Raw genomic sequence first — 12,497 nt, 5'->3', positions numbered from 1 at the left:
GACCTATCTCAAGCGTCAGAACCGTACGAGACTGTTGAAAAAGGATCGCGTGGGATCAGCGTGGTGGATGACAGGTGACGCCGGGCACCGGAGGATGCGCCGCGTATCAGGCCGGCGCGGCCTGCCGGGCCAGCAGCTGGAGGTTGTATGCCGCGGCAGCCATGGAGAACTCCTCAGCTGCTCCGGCGAGGCCTCTCAGCTTGAGCGTTCGTAGCCCCAAGTTGCGTTTCAGGTGGCCGAACACGCGCTCGATCCGCTTTCTTCGACGCCGCGCGTGCACATAGGCGTCGGTGCCGGCAAGGGCGCGCGCGGCATCGCGGGCATCCTCGCTGACGAGGCGGGTGATGCTGCGTTTCCGGCTGACGGTGCATCGGGGCTTCAGTTCGCAGCCAGCACAATCGGCAACATGGCTTCGGTATACGCGAACTTGGTTGGCGCGTTTGGTGCCGCAATAGCCGAGCGGCTTATCGGCCGGGCAGCGATAGGTATCGGCCTCGCGGTCATAGCGAAAAGCATCACGGGTGAAGAAGGCGTCGCGTTGGCGGCTGCGGTCGATGACCGGGATGTACGGGGTGATTTTCCGGTCGATTAGCCAGCCGAGCAACGGGCCGCTGCCATATGCTTTGTCAGCCGCGAGGCTCTCGGGTTCGATGCCCAGCCTGGTGCCGGCGCGTGACACCAGCGTCCGGGTCGCCGCCACCTCGGCTGCGAAGCGGGCGGGCGTCGCCTCCACGTCGAGGATGCAGTCGGTGTCGAGGTCGAGCAGGGGGTTAATGGCGTATGCGTAGCGCGCCGGTCCGTGCTTGCAGGTCAGCGCCGCCTGCGGGTCGGTCGGCGAGATGCTGGTCGGATCGACGGGCGCTGGTTCGTCGGGGTCCGGCGGCAACGCGGCATCGAGCGCCGCCAGATATTCGGCGACGGGTCGCGATATGCTTTCCCCGGCACGAAGCTCGTCTGCGGCGACGGCCCCCTTCAGCTTCTTCTCGCGGCTGGCGGCGGCCATGATCGTGCTGCCGTCCACCGCCAAGTCGCGCCCCGTTACCAGCCCGGCCGCGGCGCACCGCGCGACTACCTGCTCGAATAGCAGACGATGTAAGTCGCAGGCGCGGAAGCGGCCGTGCCGGTTCTTGGAGAAGGTGGAATGGTCGGGCACTCGGTCGCCCAGATCGAGCCGGCAGAACCAGCGATAAGCGAGGTTGAGATGCACTTCCTCGCACAGGCGCCGTTCCGAGCGGATGCCGAACAGGTAGCCGACAAGCAGCATCCTGAGCATCAGCTCCGGATCGATCGAGGGTCGACCGCTCGCGCTGTAGCTCGCTGCCAGCGCCTCACGCACGAAGCCGAGGTCCAGCACGCCGTCGATGCGCCGGAGAAGGTGGTCGGCAGGCACATGATCGTCGAGCCGGAAACCGTAGAACAGCGCGCCTTGCGCCACCTGCCGACCCATCATGTCCATACTCCCGCCGCCTGGCAGGAGTGAATCACGCCTTCCTCGTCGTCGCAAGCACGCGTTTTTCAACAGTCTCGTCCGGTTCTGACACCTCATATGGGCGGCCTTTGGGAAGAAGCCGCCATTCGCGGTCTCGCTGCTGAATGGCTGATTATGCCAATAGCGGACATCCGTGTCTCTTCCGAAACGGGACTCACCAATATTCGACGTTTGGAGCTACCCCGGCCGCCATTGCAGGTTCCCGCACCGGCATTCAACCTTGCCTCCTGTCGATTCATAGACGCCGACCGGGGTCCCACAACCATCACACATGAAAGCTCCGAGGACGGCCTCGCATCCGTCGATCAGTTCCTCCGCTTCGGTCGTGCTACCGCTAAACGTATGAGTCCCTCGGTTTCCCCAGATCGCCAGCTCAGGCTTTGTCTTCTTGATCGCAGCGAGAGCGTCAGCGTTAGGAACGTAAGCGTCCCCAGCTTTCTTGCGGAAGGATTTGGTGGCCGCGCGCTCCAAAGCCACAAGGAACTGACCAGCGGTGCGGTGGTCGTTGTCATCGCCCCGCATATGCGGGACGGCTAGACCGATCCTCTCCGCCACCTCACTAAGCGCCACATCCATCAACCGGCGGACGTTTCCCAACGCTTCTTCAGGCTCCGTCTTCGCTCGGGCCTTCGCCGCCGTGATGTCCACGCCGTGGTCTGCGAAGGTGATCCCGGAGAACGGCGTGGTGAACGGTCGAAGCCGCTGGAACCCCCAGTGTGTTCCAGGCAGGGTGCGCTGCAGCTCGAAATACCATTCTCGGTCATGGGTCAGCAGGACAACCTGCCGGTTCGGAAATTCCTGCCGCAGCAAAGCCCCTACCCTTGAGCGATGTTCGCGGTCGAAACTGATGACCACATCGTCGAGGATAATGGGACAGTCCTTATCCGCAGCCTTGTGCGCCATTGCCAGAAAGATGCAGAGCCCGAGAGCGTTGCGCTGACCTTCCGAGAGTGTAAGGCGCGGGCTATCTTGAGCTTTCTCGTGAAACCGGAGAGCGACTTCCACGGCTTTGTCATTATCCTCAGGTACCACGAGCCGCACGTCCGTGATCACGTCATTGGGCTGGAGGACCTTCCAGTACCGCTGCACGTCACCAGAAATGTTTTCAAAGGTCGTGCGCGCCCGCTCCGCGATTTCCTCCCTGACCGCAGCCTCTAGCTCCTTGACGAGTCTGATCAGGGCGTTGGCTCGGTTAAGTCCCGCCCGCAGTGCGCCAGCCTTCAGGGACTCTTGGAGAGTCCTGCCCTCCGCCTGATGATTCACCAAAGTCTGAACCTGTGGGGGAGAGGCCTTGGCGTCCTCGGCCGCCCGCGCGACAACTGGCAGAACCCTTGCCTGAAGCTCCGCAATATCTTCCGAACCGCACCTGTTTCTCAGGTCGGCAGGCGCGAGCGCCGCGAGGTAGGCGGCATGCTCAGCAAGGTCGGCTGATAGGCTAGCCCGCCAACCGGCCAAATCCTCCCTCCCGAAAACGGTCCGTAGGCGGGCGACTTCCTCGCATACTTCCCCAACGGCCGCCCGATGCTCGTCATACATTTTCTGAGTTGCTGACAGCCGGTCTCGTTCGTTGGCCACGTGCACCCGGAATTCGTCAGCATCGACTTCTTTGCCGCACGCCGGACACGCAATGGAGCCCCGGAGGTCGCTTCCCGCTGAAACGAAATCATTTGCTGCGCTCAAAACTTCGAGGCGTTCCTTGATGAGAGGTTCGGCCACTTCCGCAATTCGTGACGCAGCCTCCGAGACCTTCGCTAGGCGGGCCGCAAGGTCGCTCCCACCAATCTCGCCAACCGCTGCTGCCCGTCGTTGGTCGGCGCTGAGGGAGGCGATCTGGTCGTCGATGGCAATTAGCACATCGGCCACGGTGTTCGTTCGAGACTCCACAGCCTGCGTGGGCGCGTAGATGAGACGAAGCTGCTCCAAGCGAGCAAGGAGCTGGTCACTGGTTTGCTCGCCAAACACCTCCCTGCGGCGGTCGGCCGCGCGGTCAAGCTTGGCACGGAGGGTAGGCAAATCGCCCTTTCGTTCGATCGCTTTCACCAGCTTGTGGAGGTTCTCGGCCGTCGTCTCCAGATGGGACAGCCCGAGCAGAGGCAATACGGCACTGTACTTGTCGCCCTTCGTGGCCCGGATGAACCCCGACAGCTCCTCCTGCCGGAGTGCGGTCCGGCGGTAGTCCCAATGCTCAATCGCCGTCGCGCCTTGCTTGGTCCGGGTCGGAGCGCCAGCCTGCCATGTAAGCGTCTCAGACGATCCGTCCGTCAGGGTGATCTTCACCGCTGTTTGCTGTCCCGCTGGGCGTGCCGTATTCAGCAGCCCCTTCTCTTGGTTTCGGCCAGAATACTCGTGGCTAAGATGGCCGACTTTCCCGCCGCCGAGCGTGACCTCAACGCCGTCCACGAAAGAACTCTTGCCTGCGCCGTTAGTCCCGTAAATCGCCACAGAGCGCCCACCGAGTTCGAGCGTTGCACTCTCTGCTGCTCCCCGAAACCATTGGAGGCTAATGGAGCGCAGCCTCATCTGCCGCCCCGGTTTGCAGAGATAAGCAAGGTGGCTATCTCATCCAGCTCAGCAGGCTTCCTTGCTTCTTGCAGAGGCCCTGCAAGGAACTTGCGGAATTCGGCAGCAACCTCGCCTGGGAATACATGGTCGCTTGTAGTCGCCGCTTTTATGGCCGCCGCAAGGCGTATATCTACCCAATTGCCAGGTTCACTCAACATCGCCTCCCACCGCTTATGCTAGACATAAAACTAGCAATGCCTTGGTGGGGTCAAGGCGGGAAGTCAGGTCCTAAGTAGCACAAACAGCATTATAAGGCGGGCGTTCCGGCCTGTCGCATCGAATCAGCCCTCCCGTCCGGGGATCCGCGTCATCGGCGCGCTCGTCACGTCCGGAAGCGGACCTTCCCAAGGTCAGCGGAAAGTCACAAGCCGCCGTCCATATCGTTGGTTCCGAATGACATAGATTGGTCGAGAGCTGCCAAGTCGGTGCATGTGTCACAACCGAGGGGGTTTAGACGCTCAGTCGTCGGCCGCTCTCCGGCGCTCACTGTAGAATTTTGCGCTTCGCCGACGAGAAGTCGGCGGCTGCGACAGCTGGTTGGCTGCTCGCGCACCCACTTGCGCAGCACGTTCTCATGCAGGTCCAGATCGCGAGCCGCTTGCGATACCGATACGCCGCGTTCCCGCACGAGCTTCACTGCCTCGAGCTTGAACTCGCGGCTAAAATTCCGTCGTTGCATCTCCATCCTCCGGTTCCAAAAACGCCTTATCTCGGTGTCCACGAAACCGACAGCAGCTCAGAACAAGTGCCCTGCCCTCAACGTTAACTGCGCCAGGGTGGTCAGCCATTTCATCCACGCCCCCCTGCCCGAGCTGGAGGCGGACGCACCTTCTCCTTGCATCGTCGTGTTCCGACCCCGAACAAGGCGTCATGGATGCCAGATCGATTACCCACGCCGGTTATTGGCGCAACGCCCTCGCTGATGCGGAACTCGGCAAGGGGGCGCTTACCCGGAAGGCAGCCAACGCTTTCTACCGCCTGCCGTTCGAGAATCTGGCCACCGGCCGACTGCCGGAGCGACTTACCGCGCTGATCTTCGGAAAGCTGCCGGAGACGACGAAGCAAATCGATATGCGGCTGCGACCCTATGTGTACGTCGCGCGCACCGAGCACGGCCAAGCGCCCGGTAAGAGACCCGACGTTATCGCACCGCTCATCACCCGAGCGAGCGTCGATCGCGACGGTATGGTCCGCCTCGAGCCTAAAACCTGGATGGCCCGCGACCTTCTTAGTCCGCTCGACGGTAGCGCCTATACGATCGGCAGCATGGCATCGCTCGATGCCTGGATGACGCGCGACGCCGTGGCACCAGCCGGTGCCGCCCGAGGTAACTACGCTCCAATTGACAGCGCATCGTCGCCACGAGGCTGGTCGGCCTATGACGATCATTGCTGGGCAATGCTCGAGGCGGTCTGTACCGAAGGATGGCCCGGCGACGAATATGAGCTGACCGACGTTGCCTTCATCGAGCCTGATGAAGGCGGGAAAGGCTCTGCCCTCCATCTGCTACCACTTTACGACGACATTCGGACAAGCAATCCCGAAGCGCCATTGTTCGAACGCTACGCCGCCGACCAAGCACCGCCGCTCGAGGCTTGCCTGCCGGCCGGCGCGGGCTTCGCGGAGCGGCTGGCCCACTCAGGCCCGGACTATGCGCTGGCGGATGCACAACGTAGTGCTCTCGCACATCTGCTGGTTACAACTCATGGCGAAATCGTTGCGGTCAACGGTCCACCGGGCACGGGCAAAACGACGCTACTACTCTCGGTCGTGGCGACCCTGTGGGCGGAAGCCGCGATCCGCCAGGTCGAACCGCCGATCGTGGTCGCAGCCTCGACGAACAACCAGGCCGTTACCAACATCATCGACGCATTCGGTTCAGATTTTTCGACGGGAAGCGGTCCGTTCGCCGGCCGCTGGTTGCCCGAGCTGACCAGCTTTGGCGCCTTCTATCCGGCCTCGACCAAGGAGAAGGAGGCCGCCCAGCGGTATCAGACCGCATCGTTCTTCGAGAAGATCGAGTCGCAGGACTATGTCGAAGCAGCCGAGGCGGCATACTTGATTGCGGCCGATGCTGCCCTTCCCGAGCTGGTCGAGTCGACCCTTGCGGTCGCAGTCACCGCGCTTCACGCTAGGCTCGTCAGCGAAGCGGCACGGCTGGGCGAGATCGAGACGGCATGGCGGGAGCGCGATGGCGCACGCGCCGGCGTCCAACAGCTGCTCGGGGATGATCCCCAAGCGACAATGAGCAGCCTGACCGCTGCGCGGGATACCGCAGCTGGTCAAATCGTCAACCTGTCGGCACTGGCAACCGCATGGTCGCGCCATCTCGCCGACGAGCCGCTGATGCACGTGCTGCTCGGCTGGCTACCGTCGGTCGCAAGGCAGCGCGAGCGCCGCGGTCGCCTCATGCTCGAAGAAGTGTGGCCTGCCGACGAAGCTGGACTGACGTGGAACCGGATTGCCGAGGTGGAACCGGGTCTAGCGAAGTGCCGAGCCGCAGCCGAACAGCTTGTGCGCGAACGCGAAGCCACGCTCGCTCGTGCGACGGCAGCGCTTCAGGCCCTGACAGCGGCGGAAATACGTTGCGCGAACGCGATCGCCGATCTCGCGTCCTCAACCCCAGCTGCTGACATGAGCCTGGCAGATTGCGACAGGCTGGCCGACCGGACCATCCGCTTCGAGATCTTTCTGCTCGCCACGCACTATTGGGAAGGCCGCTGGCTTCTCGACATGCGCTTGGCACTCCGGCGCGGCGAGCTCGACCGTCCCAAGACACTGGATGAACTTGACCGGCAGTGGCGGCGCCGACTTAAGCTGACTCCTTGCGTGGTCTCGACATTCTACACGCTGCCGCGGCACCTGTCGGTCTCTCGGCAGCAGGGCAACGGCTGGACCAATCGTTACCTCTACGACCATGTCGACCTGCTAATCGTCGACGAGGCGGGACAGGTGACGCCCGAAGTCGCTGGCGGCACTTTCGCACTCGCCCGGCGCGCGCTCGTCATCGGCGACACGCTTCAGATCGAGCCGATCTGGTCGGTCGGCGTCGGCATCGATATCGGTAACCTTACGCAGGCAGGTCTACTCCCGGAAAGTGGGCGCGAGCAGGCCTATGCCGCGTTCGCCGCTACCGGCAAATCATCGGCAAGCGGCAGCGTCATGCACATCGCTCAGCATACCAGCCGATACCATCAGGAGCCACTGCTTGCCCGGGGCCTGATGCTACTCGAGCACCGCCGCTGCTTCGACGAGATCGTCGGCTTCTGCAACGCGCTCTGCTACCACGGGCTGCTCCAGCCGCTACGTGGCAGCAAGGCGCGGACATCGGGCAAGGTTGGTGATGGCCTGCCGGCAATGGGCTACCTCCACATCGACGGCATCTGCCTGTCGAGCGCGGGTAACAGCCGCTACAATATGACCGAGGCCGAGACGATCGCGCGGTGGCTGGCGGCGAACCACGAGCAGCTCGAGATGAGTTATCGCCTCCCGTTGTCGCGGATCATCGGCATCGTCACGCCGTTCGGCGCTCAACAGGCCGCGATCGTGGCGGCTTGTGCCGCCGTCGGGATCAAGGCAGGCGGCACCGGTAACGATCGCCTGACCGTAGGAACGGTACATGCCCTCCAGGGGGCGCAACGGCCGGTCGTGCTGTTCTCCGCTGTCTACACTAAGCATGCCGATGGCGGCTTTATCGACCAGTCATCCAGCATGCTTAACGTGGCGGTATCGCGCGCAATGAACAGCTTCTTGTTGTTCGGCGACATGGACGTGATGGCGGCTGCAGCACCTGCGAGCCCACGCGGGCAGCTGGCCGCGTTCCTCACCGCTGACCCGGCAAGCGCACTGGCCTTCGAGGTCGTGGCCCGCCATGATCTCGAGCAGGCCGGGGTCCGCCTGCAACAGCTGCGGGATGCTGCAGAACATGACGCATTCCTCAAGCGGACGATCGATGAGGCGCGTGAGACGCTCGTGATCGTGACGCCGTGGATCCGGCTCGACCGCATCCGAGAGATCGGCGCACTCGACCGAATGCAGGCAGCCGTCGGCCGTGACGTCGCGGTGACGGTTTATACCGATCGGCGGATCAACCTCGAGGACGAGCGGCTGGGCAGCGACCGCAGCCGGCGGATCTATGCCGAGGTCGCAGAGGCACTTCGCGCCATCGGCGTGTCACTGCTGCTGGTCGAGCAGGTCCACAGCAAGATCGTTATTGCCGACGACCAGATCTATTGCGTCGGCTCGTTCAACTGGTTCAGCGCACAGCGGACCGGGCCGCACGTGCGTGTCGAAACGTCGCTGGTATACCGGGGCGACGAGCTGCGCGGTGAGATCGACACGATCAAGGCGAGCCTGAAACGGCTAGCCTTGATCGCAGCAGGGCGATCGTTGCCGGTTCGTACCTGATGGCGGCTTTGGCACGCGGATGGATAGGGGTGGTGGATGCACGATCCCGCTGCACTGGAGGGCGCGTGCGGCGCGGTTAAACTGCGGCACCTCTATGGTAACGACCCCGTCACGTAGCCGGTGCCAGTGTTCCGGAGGCAGCCTCGGTACGCAATCCATAGAGTTATGACGACAAGCGCCGCCGGAAACGGCAATGCCCTGTTATCGCGTGAACCCCATTGTCATGCCGCGTCCCAGCGAGCGCACCGTCTGGCGTGCCTGTTGAAGCTGCTGCGGGCTGGCCCTTGAAATCGCCTTTAGAGTGCCCGCGTCAACGTGCCTGATAAGCTGTTGCGGCGTGCGCGCCTTAACGGGAGTAGTGATCGTCTTTACGCCCAATTCACCAGCGATTGCGATGCGTTCACGAAGGATCGCAACGTTTTTAATCCGCTTCTCAGCACGCTTGATTTTTCGCGCAAGGGTGCGGACCTGTAGCTTGGCGGGCGCGGTTTCGCGGAACGACTTGTCGACCTGCGCCATGACGTAGGCTTTGCCCGGATCACTCCTTAGCCAATCTTGGCGAAGCCTTACGTTCAGCTTTGCGCGTGCCACCTCTCGCGCAGCTCGGTCGAGGGCGTGCACTTCCCGAATTTTGGCCCAAATAACGCGCGCCGGGTTCCTGATAAAGCTGGCTAACGTCTGGCGTTTCGCTGCGATATTATTTGTGCGCTGACGCGTGCGCTCCTGCTCACGTTCTGCTGCGCGGAGCTTGGCCCGGCCGGGCTCGATAATCTCACGGCGAACATCGGCGACGCGCGTGACCTTCGGCGGTTTTGCCGCGATCTGCTCCGCTTTCCAGCTCGCCACTTGCTGCCGCAATGTCTTGTCGTAGTCGGCGAACTCCCTTTGCAGGGATTCGATAAATTTTGGCCGTTGCTCCGATCGAACCGACAGGTCGTCGTACAGTGATTCAATCTCTTTGCCGATTGTCTTTCGCTCGGCGTTTTCCGCTTTTATTTCCCGGTTCACGTCTCCGCGTTCGCTCTGCTCGCCCTTGCGCTCGATCGCGCTGGCGGTCGGCCCAAGATGGATTGTCGCCTCGCGGTTGATCCCCTGCGCTTCAAGGCTTTTGTGCGTCACCTTGGGGGCGTCGGGGCCAAGCGCCCGCTCAAGGTGCCGGTTCTGTATCTCGGCCCACTGCTCGCGCCACTCGACTACCCGTTCGCGCTTATCCCAATCCCGCTCCTTACCGCCAAATCCTGCCGCATCAACGCTCCGCGTCGTCAGCATGATATGGGCGTGATAGTTGCGCTGGTCGCCTTCGGCGTCTGGTGTATGGAACGCTACGTCCGCGATCATACCCTTGTCGACGAACGCCGTTTGGACGAACTCGCGGACAAGCTCTTGACGCTGCTCGGCGTCCAGCTCGTGCGGTAAAGACACCTGAATCTCTCGGGCAACCCGTGCGTCGCTGCGCTTCTCTGCGCCCTCGGCTGCGTTCCAAAGGGTCGACCGATCGCCGAACTCTGCCGGCGCGTTATCGGGAAGCATGATCTCCGTATGCTCCACGCCGCCTCGCGCGCGGTAGTCGAAGGGCATTTCCAATCGCTCGTCGACGATCCGCTCGCCTGCTCGGTAGGCTGCTGCTGCCACGGCGCTACGCCCGTCAGAGCGCTTAATTACCTGAGCTGAGAAGCGATACTGCGCCACGTCCTGGCCTTCCTCCTTCTTCTTCTATTTCGCGCCGTAAGCGCGGGATCGCTAAGGGGCTCGCCCCTTGGCTCAATCGGCACTGGCCGGTTGATCTGGGGTGACGGGGATTGCCCCGGCCGCGCCACGTTGCGAAGCAATGTGTAAGTGCGCCATTTGCATGGAGCTGACAATCTCTCCCGAACTGAGGATTATACCAAATTGTCTGATTTTGGGAAGAAAACGCTCGCTACGATACTCCTTGCCGCAGACCAAGCCGTACGTTTGGCAATATTTTGCCCCGCCTAACACAAGCCGGTTCTCATCAGACGGGACGTGATTGCTTTCATACCGCTGCCGATTGTGTCGAACCGTGTGCACCATTTCTTCCTCTGAACGTTCGTGGCTATTAACCTGTCTACTGCTTCATAGTTTGGGCCTTTTTTTGACCGTTACGTCGACCAAAACCATCCAGCTATTAGCCGATATTGAAAGCTATAATGCGATAGCTAGTCCTGACCTGCGGTGTCGGAACGGGGGCTTTTCCCAAGCACTTCTTGATTTAGGAAGTCCCTAACGGTTTATCACAAATCTGAGGACGAACGCAGCAACTGAGATCACCAAAGCCTGCAGTCTTGTCTGAATTTGCGGTTCAGGAATGCGGGACAAAAGCCACTTTAATTTCGACGTTCTTGCACCCACTTCGCGGCACTCATTGCCGCCAAAAAGATCTAGATTTTCTCGAACAATGCAGCAAAAACTGGTGTCATTCTGTCAGGTTATTTGAGTCAAACCAATGCGTATGTGGCAGGCATAAAATGCAAATTATTCTGCACTCACGGCTGACATTTTCAGCATGGTTCAGACCTGCGCGCTATGCGTGACATTGACAGAAAAGAAGGCCCATTTGTCAGTCCGACGGGGTATTCTGGACCAACCAAATCGATAGTTTACCTGGAAGCAGCACTGCCATTGAAGCGCTTTTTAAAATGATTTTGGACGAACATGATCAGGTCATTCGATCGCACGGAGAAGCCGTCTAAACACGTCGCTGGCCCCCGATTATTTCGGCTCTGAAATCACTATTGCTCTGTTGTTCGGCGGTGCAAACTGAAGTCATTCAGCATGCAATCGGATGACGATTACCCCCCCATCAAGCGCAGCATTGCGTCGGTTGTTGTCGTCAAAGGGAACCACGAAAACAGGCCGATCGGGCGCCGCTGAATGATCGTGAAATCACCGCCGAACCGGCCATCATGTGATCGCCTGTCACGTCCGTTTCCACCGACCGGAACAGTCCTCCGCATCAATCTTCCTGGCTGGCTTCCCAGGCTTCGGTTATGTCCAGTAACCGCTTAAACGCCGCGCCTTTTTCCAATCGGTGTCGATAGGCGTACTCATCAAAGCGTTCTCTGTCTTCCTCACGGATACGAAGGCTGTAGTGATTGGGATATAGTAACGTCCGCCGCTCCCGCTTTTTCGCCTTCTTCGGCTGCACGACGGTTGTAGAAACCTCGGGTGGTTCCGGTTCTGGTTCGTTTTCGGACGGGGAAGTGGTGATCATAGTGACAGGTTCGCGCGCTTTAATCAGGTCTCGCAAAGCTTCAGTGAGACGCTCTAATGGATCGTCTTTAGACGATCCATCGTGTGTGTTCGCGTCGCCGTTTTTCGCGGCTAAATTCTGGTTGGTGGTCATCGCTGCGGCTCCATCATATTGATGTCGGCAGGGAGATTTCTAGCGGTCGAAACCTGGCGAACCAGTTCGGTATGAGGGTAGGACGTATCAATGGATCGGGACATTTTGCCTCCTGCTGATCAAGAGGCGAGCCCGGCCAAAAGCCGGGCGTTGGAAACCCTGCACGTGGACAAGGCGCTGCCACCTTTAGGCAAGCCTTGGACATGCGTGACAGCCGCCCGGCCGAGAAGCTCGACCGGACCACGTGATTGTTGAGGTTTCCACGCCCCACGGCCGGGATTGACCGCGCCGCGTATCCTCGATTGCACTAGTTGCAGCGGATCGCAATGATGATCGCCCAGAACTGCAATAAAGGGCAGTTTCCGGCTTGCATCGCGTGAGACGTATTAATGCGGGAAACACTCGCGCCGTGAGATGCAAATCACATTCGATGCGACGGACGCACGTTGCTGGTCTGCCCGCTCACGAATGGCAAAAGTTGCGGATTACGGCCTGACCGCTTTTAGACGCTTAAATGGCGCGAGCGGCCTTCTGTTCACATCGAACTGAGTGCGTGTGCGGACATCCCCGGCTTGGCCCGCGCTGCCAGGCATGACGTGATCGCAGTACACGGCTATGTCCTAATTATGGGCCGTTATGTCGTTGCCGAGGATATCAAGGAGGACGGCCCCCCCC

General features: G+C 61.0%; 5 protein-coding genes and 1 pseudogene. 1 reads left to right on the top strand and 5 read right to left on the bottom strand.

Annotated elements, in window-relative coordinates; genetic code table 11:
- Positions 1-106 precede the first annotated feature (106 nt).
- The 3 genes and pseudogenes from sphst_RS11100 to sphst_RS11090 all read right to left on the bottom strand — a co-directional run.
- A complete protein-coding gene (locus sphst_RS11100) occupies positions 107-1,450 on the bottom strand; it encodes an IS1182 family transposase (RefSeq protein ID WP_031393530.1) in 1,344 nt (447 codons plus the stop codon).
- Between the two features lie 216 nt (positions 1,451-1,666).
- Entirely contained in the window at positions 1,667-4,009 is a 2,343-nt protein-coding gene (locus tag sphst_RS11095; RefSeq protein ID WP_081877487.1) for an AAA family ATPase, read from the bottom strand.
- Between the two features lie 586 nt (positions 4,010-4,595).
- Positions 4,596-4,730, bottom strand: a pseudogene (locus tag sphst_RS11090) (transposase); the annotation flags it as partial.
- Positions 4,731-4,921: 191 nt separating this feature from the next.
- Here sphst_RS11090 and sphst_RS11085 point away from each other — a divergent pair.
- Entirely contained in the window at positions 4,922-8,458 is a 3,537-nt protein-coding gene (locus tag sphst_RS11085; protein ID WP_043156591.1) for an AAA domain-containing protein, read from the top strand.
- 201 nt (positions 8,459-8,659) lie between these two features.
- Here sphst_RS11085 and mobQ read toward each other — a convergent pair whose 3' ends face one another.
- Positions 8,660-10,147, bottom strand: coding sequence for a MobQ family relaxase (gene mobQ, locus sphst_RS11080; protein ID WP_043156592.1), 1,488 nt, complete (start codon positions 10,145-10,147; stop codon positions 8,660-8,662).
- Between the two features lie 1,285 nt (positions 10,148-11,432).
- Complete coding sequence (locus tag sphst_RS20515; RefSeq protein ID WP_159043583.1) at positions 11,433-11,822, bottom strand: hypothetical protein; 390 nt, start codon at positions 11,820-11,822, stop codon at positions 11,433-11,435.
- Positions 11,823-12,497: the final 675 nt, after the last annotated feature.

Source organism: Sphingomonas sp. STIS6.2 (genome assembly GCF_000732685.2).
In the GTDB taxonomy this organism is placed as follows: Bacteria; Pseudomonadota; Alphaproteobacteria; order Sphingomonadales; family Sphingomonadaceae; genus Sphingomonas; species Sphingomonas aerolata.
This window is presented reverse-complemented; position numbering and strand designations above follow the sequence as displayed.